Below are 16,104 nucleotides of genomic sequence, written 5' to 3'. Positions count from 1 at the left end.
CTTTAGTTTTGATATAAATCAAGGATATTTATAGCCAAGATGTAATGATTATGTCAGTTCGCATCCATCCATCAGCAATAATCGAAGACAATGTGAGCATTGGCAAAGATAGTTCTATTTGGGACAACGTGCATATTCGGCACTCAACCCACATAGGCGAAGAATGCATTGTGGGCGAAAAAACTTATATTGCCTATGGAGTCAAAATTGGCGATCGCGTAAAGATTAATGCTTTTGTCTATATCTGTAATGCGGTTACGATTGAAGATGGTGTGATGATTAGTGCGAGTACGACATTTACTAATGATCGCTTCCCCAGAGCAACTACTAGCGATCTGAAGCACCTTCGTCCTTCTGCTCCCGATGAACATACCTTACCTACACTGGTGCGCGAAGGGGCAACAATTGGCGCAGGATGTACTATTGGCAATGATTTAACCATTGGTCGTTTTGCCATGATTGGCATGGGTTCTCTGGTCACTAAATCTGTACCCGATTTCCATTTGGCAATGGGACATCCTGCTAAGTCAGTCGGCTGCGTCTGTCGTTGCGGACAACTACTTAAACGTTTTCCAGTTGAGGGAAACTTTGATGAACCTGAGATAGTTTGCACAACCTGTGGTTTGAAATATAGGATCACCAAAGGTGAAGTTATAGAATTAATTCCACCAGTTTGAAATTAGTATCAAATCCCACATAGTCTTAAAAGATGTCACAAAAAAATGAGCATTGGGGCATTGTAGGTGGAGGCATTTTAGGAATGACTCTCGCTCTACGTTTAGCGCAACAAGGTAAGCAAGTAACTTTAATTGAAAGTTCTGACCGCTTGGGTGGACTAGCAGATGCTTGGCAATTAGGAAATATCGTCTGGGATCGTCACTATCACGTAATTCTATTATCGGATCAACACCTGCGATCGCTACTTAAGGAACTAGGCTTAGAACAAGATTTACAATGGGTCGAGACCAAAACAGGTTTCTACAAGGATGGTCGGCTCTATTCTATTTCCAATGCGATCGAGTTTTTAAGATTTTTTCCTCTTAATTTGATTGATAAACTACGCTTTGCATTCACCATTATTTACGGCTCTAAAATCAAAGATTGGAAAAAGCTCGAAAAAATATCTGTTACTGAATGGCTAACAAAATGGTCAGGGAAGTACACATTTGAGAAGATCTGGTTACCTTTACTCCGTTCTAAACTGGGCGAGAACTATAGAAAAGCTTCAGCATCATTTATTTGGGCTATTATTGCCAGATTATACGCAGCTAGGAGAACTGGGTTAAAAAAAGAGCTATTTGGGTATTTGTCAGGAGGATATGGTCGGATTCTGGAACGTTTTACAGAAGTACTTCAAGAGTCCAATGTTTCAATCCAACTTGGAAGTAAGGTTATTAGTGTCGATTCCATTGAAGGTAACTTAGTGGGTATTAAGTTAGACAATGGTGAATATATTGAATTTGATAAAGTTATTTTGACCACACCAGCACCAGTTGCCGCTAAAGTATGTCCAAAACTATCTGAAGATGAAATTAGAAAATTAAATAATATTGAATACCAAGGAATTATCTGTGCTTCCGTACTTTTAAAAAAGCCAATTTCTAAGTTTTATGTCACCAATATTACGGACACTTGGGTTCCCTTTACTGGTGTAATTGAAATGACCGCTTTAGTAGATCGATCGCAATTTGGTGGTAATTCCCTTGTCTATTTACCTAAGTATGTCGTTCCCGATGACCCAGCCTTTGAATTAAGCGATCGCGAGCTTGAAGAAAAATTTATAACAGCACTCGTCCATATGTACCCTCGCTTTGAACGTGATGATGTAATTTGCTTTCAGGTTTCTAGAGTCCGCCATGTACTAGCGATCGCTACGCTTAACTATTCAAAAAATTTACCCCCTATTAAAACCTCTATATCAGGCGTTTATATTATTAATTCTGCTCACATCCTTAATGGAACATTAAATGTCAATGAAACAATCCAGCTTGCCGAGAGTGCGCTGGCAAGCATAGATTAGCAAATCAAAAAATTAACTCAAACTTTTTTGAAATAAAAATAAACAATATCAAGAATATAAATAATATGAAGTTTATTGCCTATTAATTTGAATAACTTGAGACTTTCCGAGACCAAAATAGCTAAGACTAATCATGAAAATTATTACAAAAGTAGCAATAATTTCTTTCCTATGGATTTTTTTAATTAACCGAGGCACTCTTGGTAGCATCGATACAGCTCTACGCGCCGATATGTCTCATGCATGGTGGACAAGAACTGAAGAAGTTGCCGCCGACTATAAGCCTACAATTCAAGGAGATGTTAAGGCGGGAGTAATTGGTAAAGATGGAAGAAGGTATATATCATGGGATTTAGGACAATCTATATTGATGCTCCCGGGAGACTGGATAGGCGCACAAATACATAATCTATTTCCCTATGAATCAGAAATTAAAGTTCGACATGCTACGATTTCGTATTTAATTTTTATTCCTTTAAATGTTAGTGCGGTTATTGCTTGTTATTGGCTTATTAATCTATTTGGTTTTACCGAAAAAGTTGCGGGTTTGACGAGTATTATAGTTATGCTCTGCACTACTATTTTGCATTACGCCCAAGAACATCAACAAGTCAATCAAATACTATTATTTACTCTTATTTCCTATGCCTGTGTTCTAGGGTATACCCAATCTTTTAAGAATCACTTTGTTCTGTTGAGTGGACTAGCAGCGAGTGCAGCTTTTTTGGTGCGAATGAGTAGTGCTATTAATTCTATATCGATCTTTTTATTTCTATTAGCTTGTTTACTTTTACAACAAACTAGTAAAAGTAATATATTTAAGGCTTTATGCTTTTGGCTAGTTGGATTTTTACCTTTAGGTATTTTAGTAGGTTTGTTAAACTTTTTTCGTTATGGTAACTTTTTAGATTTTGGGCAGAAAGTTGCTTTTCAACAATTAGCTACCGATCCACTTTGGCAAGGAATCCCTTCGCTTCCAGCAAATTATCCTTTTACCTATACGCCAGATGTTGGCATCTTAGGCGTACTATTCTCTCCCGCAAAAAGTATATTTATTTACGATCCTTTATTACTACCTTGTCTTATCACAGCGATCTTATTCTGGAAAAAGTTTTCTCCCTATATTCAATGTTATTTTGTTGCGGGAATTTTTAATCTGATCGGACACATTTTATTAACTAGTAGATATTTATACTGGGCAGCCGATGATTCTTGGGGAGCTAAGTACCAACTTACATCAGTTCATCTTTTAATTATTCCTATGGCTGCTTTTCTTATTAACAAATACTTAACTAAAAAGAATTTGATTGCTATTCTTTTTCAAGCTATTCTATTAATATCCCTAACAGTCCAAATCGCTTCCGTATCTTTACATTATGGAGCGGAAATTTCTCAATCTAAAAATATCCCTGAGGAATTAAAATTTAATCAGTTTCGGTTAGGTCAAAGATTTACAAACATCATTTGTCAGTTCAACAGTTCTTTTACTCAAGATTGCATTCATCAATATCAATTAATTCCCTTTAGAAGCAACCCGAAAGTTTTCTTGATTTTTTGGAGTTTATTAGCAGTTTTGACTATCTTTATAACTTTATGGTTCATTATAGTAACAGCTAAGTTACCCCTATCAATTTCCTCCTAACTTAAACTTTTGGTAAAAATAAAATGAAAGCAAAAAATAATAATATCTCCAGTCTATCGCTGGATCTTGATAATCAATGGTCTTATATGAAGACCCATGGCGATGAGGGTTGGCAATCCTTTCCTTCTTATTTAGATATTGTTATTCCCCGTGTATTAAATTTTTTAAAAGAGCGCGATATCAAGATAACTTTTTTTATTGTCGGGCAAGATGCTTCTCTAGAGAAAAACCATGCTGCTCTTAAAATGATTACTGATGCGGGACATGAGATTGGCAATCATTCTTTTAAACATGAGCCTTGGTTGCATCTTTACTCCGAAGAAGAAGTAGATCACGAATTGGCGATCGCCGAAGAGAATATCGAGAAAGCGACGGGAAGTCGTCCTATCGGATTTAGAGGACCTGGATTCAGTTTGTCTTCTACGGTATTAAGAGTTTTATCGCGTCGTGGCTATCAATATGATGCTTCCACATTTCCTACTTTTTTAGGGCCCCTCGCTCGAGCTTACTACTTTATGTCGAGCAAGTTGAGTAAAGAGGAAATGGAAAAACGTAAAGAGCTATTTGGCAAATTTCGAGAGGGATTTCGTCCTTTAAATCCCTATAAATGGAGATTGATGGGCGATTTGATTGAGATTCCTGTAACCACAATGCCTATTTTTAAGTTGCCAATTCACGTTAGTTATCTGTTATATCTAGCCGTATTTTCCAAGTCCTTAGCTTTACTTTATTTCCGCTTTGCTATTGCTCTTTGTCGGCTGATGAAAGTACAACCGTCTCTTCTTTTGCATCCCTTAGATTTTATGGGAGAAGAAGACGTTCCTGAGTTAGCTTTTTTTCCAGCGATGAATCAGCCTAGTTATAAGAAAGTAGCAATGGTTGGTAAAGTTTTACAAATTTTATCCGAGCATTACACAATTGTTCCGATGTCACAACATGCAGAAGAAATCAAAAAAAGCCATTCTAAAATATCCTCGGTTCAGCCCCATTTCTACCATAGTGCTACAGGCTAAAAGATTGCGATTGTTTAAGCATCTATCATTTTTTAGGCGTATTATCACTACGCAGATCAATCTTGTATTTGGAACTTCCCAGCTAATATGTTTGACAGAAATTTACTTTTGCTTTTAGCTATTTCTTTAGTAACAACTGGAGGACATATCTTATTTAAAAAAGGGGCTGTTTTAATTAATAGTGAAAATATCTCTACTTGGATAAATCCTGCATTAATACTAGGTTTATTGTTTTATGGGATCGGTACTTTACTTTGGGTATTTGCCTTAAGGTTTATTCCCCTTTCTAAGGCTTATCCTTTCACATTTTTAACTTTCATTTTAGTCACACTTTTCTCGACACTGTTCTTAGGCGATCGCATTACTCCTTGGTACATATTGGGTATGGGATTAATCCTTGCTGGGCTAGTCTTTACTTCCATAGAGCTATAACAAGAAAGCCATTATAAATTGGCTTTCTTGGGCTTATTGCCACATCCAAAGAGGCATTCCACTGGTTTCCGCTTCAAATTGCAGACGGGCGATCGCATTTTCGGAATTGCTAGGCAAAAACTTGCTGGCAAAGGACTTGGGCGGCTTGATCGTAAATACTTTTGTCGTTTTGGGATCGAGTCCAACCAGTTCGGCAGCCCATATACGCGCATCTTCTTCCGTGCCAAGGCGATCAACTAGACCGAGGGCAAGGGCTTGCTCGCCTGTAAAGACTCTGCCGTCGGCAAACGATCGCACTGTAGTGGGACTGAGCTTACGACCTTCAGCGACGGTTTCGACAAATTGGTTATAGCTAGTATCGATGAGGGATTGCAGAATTGCTCTTTCTTCGGGGGTGATTTCGCGATCGAACGAAAGAATATCTTTGTAAGCTCCCGACTTAATCACTTTAAAAGAAACACCAATTTTGTCTAGTAATTTCTCAATGTTATTACCACGCAAAATTACGCCGATACTACCTGTGATTGTGCCTGAGTTGGACACAATGTAATCAGCACCAACACCGATATACACGCCGCCACTGGCGGAAATATTGCCGAAGCTAGCAACAACTTTGACTTTTTCTCTGATGCGCTTAAGAGCAGCATAGATTTCTTGAGAATCGCCAACGGTTCCCCCCGGACTATCAATCCGCAGGAGGAGAGCAGGGAATTTATTTTCTTCCACAAATTCAAGGGCTTCTAGAACTCGCGTTCTAGTACTTGACCCGATCGCTCCAGTGATTTCAATACGTGCGATTTTTTTACGATTTTTGCGTTTTAGAAAGCCGAACATTCAGTTATTACTTATTTCTCGATCCATCTTCACTATATTAGCGATTTAGAGGTTGTTGTTGGTTATGGCTTAGCCAAATAAATAGGGCGGCGCAACGCGCCGCCCTATTTATTTGGCTAAGCCACTCTTTCATTGGGATATTGCCTAGGAATCAGAGGTTTAGCCTAGGGGTTTAGAGAATTGTAAAAAGCTTTGATGAAAAGCTTTGATGAAAAGCGGTATCCTGAGTATGTCCAGCTAAACATTTCGTAATATATACCGCAAATGCACGAGACGAATTTTCGTAGCAGCCTTCATTCAGGAGGCGATCGCCGTAGGCTCAAAACCATCACCATACTCGCCATTGTCTATGGGTTGACCATTAGTTTACATTTCGCTCCTTGGATGCAATGGGTACTTCTCGGATTATTCGCTATTCATGCTTTGCGGCTGATCTTTGCGCCGCCTTTGCCTGATCTGGTTACCCAAGTAACCTCAACTAATTTTGCTAATCCAGACTCAAACCCCGAATTAAACAAAGACTTACCCTTTTTCTCTCTCTTAGCTTCGGCAAAAAATGAGGAGGCAGTAATTGCCAATCTGGTCAAAAACCTTTGTCAGTTGGACTATCCCAGCGATCGCTTTGAGGTGTGGATTGTGGATGATAATAGTAGCGATCGCACCCCAGAGGTGCTAGACCTACTTAAGCAAAAGTATCCACAATTGAAGACCCTTCGCCGAGGTGCTGATGCACAGGGGGGCAAATCAGGCGCATTAAATCAAGTTCTAGCTCTCACTCAGGGCGATATCGTGGGCGTATTTGATGCCGATGCTCAAGTTCCCAACGATGTTTTGCGATCGCTTGTCCCTGTATTCCAACAGGCTAAAATCGGCGCAGTACAATTACGCAAGGCGATCGCCAATGCCACGGAAAACTGGTGGACAGCAGGACAATCGGCGGAAATGGCTCTAGATTTATGTTTACAGGATTTACGCATTCGCGTTGGCGGTGTAGGGGAATTGCGGGGCAATGGTCAATTTGTGCGCCGCAAGGCTCTTGATGATTGCGGGGGATGGAATGAACAAACCATTACCGATGACCTCGACCTCACGATTCGCCTCCATCTCAATCAATGGGATATCGCTTGTCTTAACTTCCCTGCGGTTTTAGAAGAAGGTGTCGTCAATGCCAAACAACTTTGGCATCAGCGTAATCGCTGGGCGGAAGGCGGATTTCAGCGCTATCTTGACTATTGGAGCTTACTCGTAAGCGGCAAAATGGGATTTCTCAAAACCTTTGACGCGAGCTTGTTTTACATCAACCAATATTTGCTAACTGTCGCCTTTATTCCTGACACGATCGCCGCGATTCTGTTGAGACATAATCCCATGTTGCCCGCGATCGCAGGATTTTCCCTAGCGCTTACTTCGGTAACAATGGCATTTGGACTGCGTCGATCCTATCAAGTTACATGGGGACAAGCCATCATTCAAAGTGCCTCTGGCATGATTTATATGTTGCATTGGATTCCGATTATTGGCTCTGTGACTTTGCGGATGTGTGTTTTGCCAAAGCGCCTCAAGTGGGTAAAAACGCAGCATCAAGGTGCTGGCGACAATCTTTTAGAAGAGATTGGTTTACAAGAAATATAGAATTTCCTAGTTTGCCTAAGGCAAACTAGGAAATTCCACGATATAGAATTTTTATTGAATTAAAGAGATAGAAAGTAATGCATGATTGGATCGTAATTGGAGGTGGGATCACAGGTATATCATTGAGCTACGAACTACAGAAGGCAGGATTTTCTGTATTGCTAATTGAGCAGAATTCTCAATTCAATGGCTCTAGTAGCCTTGGTTATGGTGGTATTTCCTATTGGTCTGGATCAAGCCCTATCACCAAGCAACTATGCGAGGAAGGGATTAATCGCCAACGGAATCTATCCCATGAATTAGGGATCGATACGGAGTTTCGAGAACTAGATTTATTGTTAACTCTGGAAGTTGATGCTGACCCGCAAGAGATGCTTTCTCAATATGCCAGTTGCGCGATCGCCCCGACCTTACTTAATGCTCAGGAAGCCCACGATCGCGAACCACTTCTGAATACCCAAGCCATTAGCGGCGCGTTACTTCTGCCCCACGCTCATGTTAATTTGGATTGCTTTGTAAAAGCCCATAGCCAAGCTTTGGAAAGTTTGGGTGGTGAGATTCTCTACGCAAAGGTCAATCGTCTATTAGTGGCAGGCGATCGCCTTACGGGTGTATCTACAGAGCAAGGGGATTTCTCAGCCGAGCGAGTTGTGGTCTGTGCTGGAGGACTATCTCGCGCTTTGCTCAAGGCTTCAGGGATTAATGCTCGCGTCTATTTCACCCATGCTGAAGCGATCGACACCCCACCCGTTGATTTGGAATTACGAACGATGGTCATGCCTGCGGCTACCAAGCGCTATGACCTCGAAGCAACGACAACCAGCAAAGAAAAAGATGCTCTCTGGGATGAGTCAGGACGCGAATTGTTGCCACCTTCCATTGATGCAGGGGCAATTCAATTTTGCGATCGCCGTGTGAGATTTGGACAGCTTAGCCGTGTGTTAACTGATCCCTATGCAGCGATCGATGCTCAGCAAAGTGAGACAAAAATTCGCGCCTATGTGAGCAAAGTCTTACCAAAAATTGGAGAACTTCAAGGAAAATGGCGCAATTGTTTAGTTGCATTTAGTAGCGATGGTTTACCGTTGGTGGGAGCATTAGAAGGCTATGCGAATCTCCATTTGTTCTCAGGCTTTACTAGCCCCACTGTCTATGTGCCGACCTTATCGCAAAGGTTTACGGCTCACGCCTTGGGCAATACCGATGAGATTATTAATCAACTTTCCCCCAACCGATTTTTGTAGTTATAGCTGATGTTACGTGGAAGCTCACAAGACCCTCACCCCTAGCCCCTCTCCCAAAAGGGGAGAGGGGGACAAGAAATTAGTCTTGCTCCCCCTCTCCCTTAATGGGAGAGGGGGCTGGGGGGTGAGGGCGATATTCATTCCACGTAACATCAGTTATAGCTGTGAAGCGAGTGTCGGTGCGAAGCACCGCAACTCGCTTCACAGCTATAACTTCTTGGGAGATACAATATTTTGTAGCTGAATGATTTCTTGAATATTGATGGGTTTGCTGATGAAACCATTCATGCCTGAAGCCAAACATTTCTGGCGATCTTCAGAGCTAGCATCCGCAGTCATCGCAATAATTTGGATTTGATTGATTGCATCATCCTCTAGTCCGCGAATTAGCTTAGTCGCCGTAATACCATCCATTTCAGGCATCTGCACATCCATAAATACTAAGTCATAGGGATTACGTTGCAAAGCCTCTAGGGCTTCTCTCCCATTATTAACGACATCAATTTGATAACCAAGTTTAGCAAGAAGAGATTGAGCAACAATTTGATTAAATACATTGTCCTCAGCTAAAAGTATTCGTAAAGGCAACAGATCGGCTAAGTGAGGATTGATTTCGGTAATCGCGGATGTCTGAGGTAGGGCGATCGCCTTACCAATAGTGAGATAGATAATGAAATAGAATGTTGCTCCTTGGGTAATTACTTCAGGCTGCCAATCGAGAGGAGGATATCCGCCCACCTGCCCGAAACTCTCCACCCAGATCTGACCATTCATTAAATCGATGAGTCGCTTACTGATAGTTAATCCCAGCCCCGTTCCGCCATATTTGCGATTGATCGAAGCATCGGCTTGGGTAAAGGCTTGAAATAGCTTGGAAATTTGGTTAACTTTGATACCCAGCCCTGTATCTGCGATCGCAAATCTAAGTTCCCACCTATTGGCACTCTGCGGTGATTCTTGATTAGCATCTAAGAAAGTATTTTGAACAGGGCTACCACTAACAGAAACTTGTACTTGACCATGTTCAGTAAATTTGATTGCATTACCAATAAGATTTAACAGAATTTGACGCAATCGAGGACTATCGCCTACCAATATATGCGGAATATTAGGGGCGATCTCATATTGAAGCTGAATTTGTTTATCTTGTGCTTGACTAGATAGCAATTGACAAACGGAACTAATCACTTCGGTAAGTGCAAAATCCCTGTTTTCGAGTTCTAGCATCCCTGACTCGATTTTTGATAGGTCAAGAATATCGTTAATAATAGTCAATAGCGCATCACCACTTTCTTTGATGATCTTCACAAAGTCCTGCTGCTCTGTATCTAAAGGTGTGGTTTCCAAAAGTTGCGCCATGCCCAACACTCCATTCATCGGTGTGCGGATCTCGTGACTCATGTTAGCCAGAAATGCACTCTTGGCTTTAGTGGCTGCCTCTGCATTTTCTTTGGCTTGGAGTAGTTCTATTTCGATCTGTTTGCGATCGCTAATATCCAAAGCAGTTCCGTAGAGGCGGATGACCTGTCCCTGTGCGTTCTTTTCTACTTCTGCACGTCCTTCATGGTAGCGGATTGTTCCATCTTGAATAGTACGGTAATCAACTCTATAGGGTATGCCCTCTGTGATCGCCTGTTCCACCTTTTGTTGCAGAATTAAGCGATCATCGGGATGAATCATCTGAAGATAGTCTGTAAAGTTTGGCTCTGATTGATGAGGTTCAAGCCCAAACATAAGGAAAAGTTCTTTAGACCAAGTAATCTTCTGACTTTGAATTTCAAATTCCCAATTACCGATATGAGCAACTCTCTGAGCTTCAATTAGAGCTAATTCACTTCTTTGCAGTAACTCTTCAGCTCGTTTGCGATCGCTCACATCTGAGGTAAGTATCGTGACGACATAGGCATTCAGAAATTTATCCCAGCGAGAATGGTTTGTTTGCGACATCCAACGTAGAGATCCGTCTTTATGGCGAAATCTATAGATATAAGTCCCACCAATCTCATTAAAAATATCTGCGTAAATTTGATCTCCCAAACTTTGCCAATCTTCAGAATAGATAGAACTGACCCAAAGTGCTTGATCATCAATTAATTCCTTGGAACTGTAACCAGAGACTGCTTCACAGGCTTCAGAAACATAGGTTATTTCCCATGTGCCATCATTTTTTATCAGTGTCCTCGTAATTACTGCGGTTGTACTATTTAAAATGTCATTTAGTTTGTTTTCTGACAACTGTAAATCTATCTCTAATTGTTTGCGATCGCTAATATCTTTGGAGATGATCGTGACAATCCAAGCATTTTCACGATTATCCCAGCGCGAATGATTTGTTTGCGAAATCCAACGCTGCGATCCATCTTTATGGTGAAATCGATAAGTATAATTCCCGCCTCGTTCAGCAAAAATATCCTCATATACTTGAGATTGTACTGCTTCCCAATCTTGAGGATTAATCCGACTCAGCCAAAGGGCATTATCCGCTTTTAGTTCGGCAGATGTGTAGCCACTAACTAGTTCGCAACCATCAGAAATATAATCCATTGCAAAAGTACCGTTAGCTTTGACAAACAATCGTGCAATTGAGGCGGTGGCACTATTTAAAATGTCATTTAGTTTGCTTTCTGATAACTGTAGATCGAGTTCTAATTGTTTGCGATCGCTAATATTACGAGCTACCCACAGGACTGACTCCCCATCTAGCGGTGATACAATTGTTGAGAACCATAGTGTTTTACCTGCAATCTCCAAGCTGTATTCAATTTTGTGGCTTTCCTGCGTTTGGAGAACCTGCTGAATCATCTCTAAGAAATAATCAGCAGTAGTTTTTGGTAAATGTTCGTGTAAAGTCTGATTGACCTTACTGATACTATTATTTTCAATATTGGCTTGAGTCGGGGCAACCTTTAGATATCTACCTTCATGGTTTAGCACAAAGATAAAATCTGTCATTCCCGCAAATAGATTGCGAAGTTGAGATTCACTCTGCTGTAACGCTAGTTCTGCTTGTTTTAACTCAGTTATATCTTGCTGAACAGCGACATAGACAGTTCCATATTCAGGATGCTCAAATCTAGAGGTATGGACTCTACACCAGAAAAGTGTGCCATCTTTTTTGCGATTGTGAACTTCATATTCCGCTTCCCCATCGCGATCAAGTTTCGTAACTACATCTCGAACAGGGACAGTGGGTGTTACTTCTGTCTCAACATAATTTATTAAGCCAACGGGTTGACCGACCAGTTCACCCTCTCCATAGCCAAACATTGCGTCAAATTTGGGATTAGTGTAGACAATGATGAGATCTGCGGCTTTAACTAAACACACACCACCTGCCATATTATTCATGATGATGCTTTGAAGTTCTAGAGTTTTTTGCGCTTCTTTTTGCGCCGTAATATCCGTAATCATACCGACTAGTTTAATTACTTTCCCCTGTTCATCGCATATCGCCTCACCTCGGCTAACGATATGACAGATGGAGCCATCGGGACGGAAAATACCATGCTCCACTTCGTAGGGTGTGCCATGCGCGATCGCCTCCTCAACAACTGTCTGCATTTTAGGGCGATCAGCGGCAGGAAGAAGATCGAAAAAGTTGGCATAGAGGGGTAATGGCTCCTTGGGGTCGTAACCTAAAATGCGAAATTGTTGATCTGACCAAGTGCTTTCTCCAGTTACGACATTAAACTCCCAACTGCCAATCCGCGCAATCCGTTGAGCTTCAGTTAGAGCTATCGTTTTTTCTGCAACTTGTCTCTTTAAATCTTGCTCATAGTTCCCAAAGAGTTGATCAGCCACCCGAAGCTCTGTCGTCATCAGACTAAAGGCTTCATTCAACATTTTCACTTCGGCGATCGCGCAATTTTCAAACCATGTCTCTTGCCACTCTCGGCGAGCTATGGCTTTACTAGCAAGGCTTAATCGCAAAATCGGACGGGCAATCCAACGGGTAGTTAATAGCCCAAACCCTGTGGCGATAACTAAGGTAAGTCCACATAATAAAATTGTCCAGATTCTATTCGCCTGAATTTCTGCCATAAAATCAGACTCAGGAATCACCACTACAATTAGCCAATCCAGTCCATGTTGATCCCTGATTGGTGCGGCTTGGACAAGTTGGCGATCGCCATTGATTGCAAAATCAAATTGCTCAGCTTGCTGGATATTTCCCAAATTTCCAAAGCGATCGCCCAAATATTTGGCAGTCATGCTTATAGAAAGGCTTGGGCTATTGATCGCAGATAGGAGTTGCTGATCACTGGCATTTGGCGCAAGATTATAGGGTTTCTCGGAGCCTGAGCTTGCGACCAGAGTTCCATCGCGTTGAATGATAAAGACTGAACCTGTCCTAATATCTATGGTTCGTAAAAAACGGCTGATCTCTTCAATGGTACGGATGCCATAGGTGACTCCTAAGAGTTTTGAGTCCTTAGGCTCATAGATTGGTTCCGCCAACGCAATCAAAAGTTCACCCGTATAGATATGAGGGTATACATTCGTCCAAGCCGCCTTTTGAGATTTTACAGCGACCTGATACCAAGGACGCTGACGGGCATCAAAGTTAATCGTAGTTTGTGTACCTTGAGCAGGAGTACCATCAGGATTAGTGGTAAAGCTCATATAGCTGCCTCCACCATTCTGGACAGCCCGAATCGCAAATGTTCCGTCATTCAGTCTTTCTACAGCCCGATGTCCCCCCGACGGTGTACCAAATCCGATAATCGTCATTGGCGACAAAGAACTAAGCTGCATTTGTTCCCAAGCCTGTCGCTCTTGGCTAGAGAAATCATCAAAACTCCAATTCCCACGACGGAGAGCGCTGATATTGTTTTTATTGATCTGATCGATGGTTTGCAGATAGGTTAGGGTCTTTTCGGCAACTCGAATATTTATTTCATTTTTTAGCCTACCTGCAAGCCTATGAACCGACTCTTGCCCACTCCGATAGGACAAATAGCCCACTACCCCCACTGCCCCCAAAATTTGCAGCATAAACGGCACAATAATTACCCATTGCAGAGGGATACTTGAAAATCGTTTAAAAAATGCCGATGGGGGACGATCAATATTCATGTAGCTTAATTTCAAATCTCCGACATATTTTTATCTATCGTGTTTATTTTTAGCTTATAACACTCAGGAGTTTTGTATAGCTATGCAATACCCCCCTAGAGAGTGGCGGCGCAAAGCCATGCAAATTTTTAGGGGTATTAATCGCTTGCATTAACTTGCTCCGTTGGTTCCTCGTCGAGATCAATAACTTGTCCATTAAAAAAATCTGCCATATTTCTCACGATTTTCTCTTCTTCGGATAAACCGACATATCCCTTAGTCTGCGGAGGATTGACAGGAATGGGCTTGCTAATGTTTCCTGCTGATTCCAAGGTTGGAGGTGAATCTATAACGGGATTATTTACAGAAATAACTGCTCCATTACTTGGAGGAGGAGAAGGAATCGGAGCAGGAGAAGCAGGAACAATAACTACAGGCGCACTAATCGCTGGTGTAACGATCGCTGGTGAATGAGGTAAAGGCGCATGAACTTGGGTTGGCGATTCCTCTGGCAGAGGATTTGCCACAAACTTAAACATCACCTTAATCGGACGTTGCAGCAACTTAGCACAAGCATTTTCTAATTCAGGACGCTTTTGGACAGCAATATTTTTAGTAGTCTCATCCCGCTTTCCACCTAAGCCTATTTTGACGCTATTAGTATCAACTTCTAAAAATCGACCTTCCATTTGCACAAAAATTGATTTAGTGGGAGTCGGCAACATTAGTAAGAGATTTTGCCATAGCTGGTCTAGGTCATAGCCCACTGAGGCAAAGCTCACCAAATCATCATTACCCGAAGAAATCGGAGTTTCCACTGGCAAGTCTTGCTGCGGAGGAGTCGCAACTTCTAGAGGAGGATTAACTTTAGGAAGCGGAGAATTGATTGGGGGAGTTACAGGAACATGACGTGGTGGAATATATGCTGGAGATGGAGTTCCACTTGCTTGGGGATGAGGTGTAGCGATCGCCCCTTGGGCGGAAGGCAATAAACCCATGAGTGTAACCTCTAACCACAAACGTGGTTGAGTGGAATTACGAATCTGTAACTCCGCCGATCGCAAATGTTGTTGACCCAGCAAAATATTAGGAACGGGCAAGGTTTGAGCTAGCTGCACTAAGCGCGTCCAACCAGAGCTAGTCATCGCAACTAAATCACTGCGATCGCTTGCGGTTTTCGCAATTAATAAATCTCGATAGACATTCGCCAAATTCTGCAACACGATTAAAGGTTCACGACCTCGATCCATAATTCGCCGCACATAGTCAATTAATTGCGTGGAATGATCGGCAGCGATCGCCTCAATTAGTGAGAGCAAGTCCTGTTCTGGTACAGAGCCAACTAAATCCCAAACCGCCTCCACGGTAATCTCTCCATCTAATAAGCTCAATTGGTCAAGCAGAGATTCGGCATCCCGCAGTCCTCCCTGTGCGATTTGGGCGACTAAAGTTAAAGCTTCCAGATGAATATTAATGTTCTCATTCGCGGCAATCTTCCCTAAATGCTTAACCATCGCATCAAGGGGAATCCGCCGAAAGTCAAAACGCTGACATCGCGAAATAATCGTAGGTAATACGCGCTGTGGGTCAGTTGTAGCGAGAATAAAAGTTACGCGATCGGGTGGCTCTTCAAGGGTTTTTAGCAAGGCATTAAATGCTGCGGTACTTAACATATGACATTCGTCAATGATATAAACCTTAAATCTTGCCTTAACTGGTGCAAACTGGGCACGTTCAATTAACTCTCGAATATTATCAACACCTGTATTACTTGCTGCGTCGATTTCCGTAATATCTAAGGCATTACCATTGGCAATGCTATGGCATAGCTCACACTTGCCACAGGGGTGAGGAGTAGGATTGTCAGAGCTTAGGCAATTGAGCGACTTTGCCATAATCCGCGCACTTGATGTTTTGCCTGTACCTCTTGCGCCTGTAAATAGGTAAGCGGGAGCAATGCGCTTAGTATTTAAGGCATTAGTCAGGGTATGGGCGATCGCCTCTTGTCCGACGAGATCGGCAAAGGTTTGAGGACGATATTTGTGGTGGAGTGGCTCATAGCCCATAGGAACACGGTGATGCTGAAGCGCGACTGGTCTAATATGCAAGCATATCAATGATAAGTATAGCGATTAATATCAAACCCTTGAGCTAAGTAGTTAGGCGCAATTAAATATAAAATCCTAAATAGCTGTAGCGTACGCTCAGCGTGCGCCACAGCCTTTGATTTTG

Annotated in this window: 10 protein-coding genes; 7 read left to right on the top strand and 3 right to left on the bottom strand. The window is 41.9% G+C overall.

The features are described from left to right. The first annotated feature begins 50 nt into the window (after window positions 1–50). The 5 genes from H6F42_RS19080 to H6F42_RS19060 all read left to right on the top strand — a co-directional run bounded on the left by H6F42_RS19080 (window position 51) and on the right by H6F42_RS19060 (window position 5,107). Window positions 51–677, top strand: a complete 627-nt coding sequence (locus H6F42_RS19080; protein ID WP_190400966.1) for an acyltransferase — start codon at window positions 51–53, stop codon at window positions 675–677. A gap of 32 nt (window positions 678–709) precedes the next feature. After that, window positions 710–2,020, top strand: coding sequence for an NAD(P)/FAD-dependent oxidoreductase (locus tag H6F42_RS19075; RefSeq protein WP_190400965.1), 1,311 nt, complete (start codon window positions 710–712; stop codon window positions 2,018–2,020). 133 nt (window positions 2,021–2,153) lie between these two features. After that, window positions 2,154–3,662, top strand: coding sequence for a hypothetical protein (locus H6F42_RS19070; protein WP_190400964.1), 1,509 nt, complete (start codon window positions 2,154–2,156; stop codon window positions 3,660–3,662). Between the two features lie 23 nt (window positions 3,663–3,685). Continuing rightward, window positions 3,686–4,675, top strand: coding sequence for a polysaccharide deacetylase family protein (locus tag H6F42_RS19065; RefSeq protein ID WP_190400963.1), 990 nt, complete (start codon window positions 3,686–3,688; stop codon window positions 4,673–4,675). An 87-nt stretch (window positions 4,676–4,762) separates the two neighbouring features. Beyond that, window positions 4,763–5,107, top strand: coding sequence for an EamA family transporter (locus H6F42_RS19060; protein ID WP_190400962.1), 345 nt, complete (start codon window positions 4,763–4,765; stop codon window positions 5,105–5,107). Window positions 5,108–5,140: 33 nt separating this feature from the next. Here the strand turns inward: H6F42_RS19060 and sppA are convergent, their stop codons facing one another. Further along, window positions 5,141–5,941, bottom strand: coding sequence for a signal peptide peptidase SppA (sppA, locus tag H6F42_RS19055; protein WP_190400961.1), 801 nt, complete (start codon window positions 5,939–5,941; stop codon window positions 5,141–5,143). 264 nt (window positions 5,942–6,205) lie between these two features. Here sppA and H6F42_RS19050 point away from each other — a divergent pair, with 264 nt between their 5' ends. Together H6F42_RS19050 and H6F42_RS19045 are read left to right on the top strand one after the other, a co-directional pair. Beyond that, complete coding sequence (locus H6F42_RS19050; RefSeq protein WP_190400960.1) at window positions 6,206–7,573, top strand: glycosyltransferase family 2 protein; 1,368 nt, start codon at window positions 6,206–6,208, stop codon at window positions 7,571–7,573. Window positions 7,574–7,650: 77 nt separating this feature from the next. Continuing rightward, the gene (locus H6F42_RS19045; RefSeq protein ID WP_190400959.1) at window positions 7,651–8,817 is read left to right on the top strand and encodes an FAD-binding oxidoreductase; all 1,167 of its coding nucleotides are present in this window, start codon (window positions 7,651–7,653) and stop codon (window positions 8,815–8,817) included. A 207-nt stretch (window positions 8,818–9,024) separates the two neighbouring features. Here the strand turns inward: H6F42_RS19045 and H6F42_RS19040 are convergent, their stop codons facing one another. Next, window positions 9,025–13,893 (bottom strand): PAS domain-containing protein, encoded by a 4,869-nt coding sequence (locus H6F42_RS19040; protein ID WP_190400958.1) that lies wholly within the window; start codon window positions 13,891–13,893, stop codon window positions 9,025–9,027. A gap of 137 nt (window positions 13,894–14,030) precedes the next feature. Beyond that, window positions 14,031–15,980: a DNA polymerase III subunit gamma/tau gene (locus H6F42_RS19035; RefSeq protein ID WP_347272332.1), complete on the bottom strand. Its 1,950-nt coding sequence runs from the start codon at window positions 15,978–15,980 to the stop codon at window positions 14,031–14,033. Window positions 15,981–16,104 lie beyond the last annotated feature (124 nt).

It is taken from the genome of Pseudanabaena sp. FACHB-1998, assembly GCF_014696355.1.
In the GTDB taxonomy this organism is placed as follows: Bacteria; Cyanobacteriota; Cyanobacteriia; order Pseudanabaenales; family Pseudanabaenaceae; genus Pseudanabaena.
Note: the sequence above shows the minus strand (reverse complement) of the source record. Positions and strands in the feature narration are given on the sequence as shown.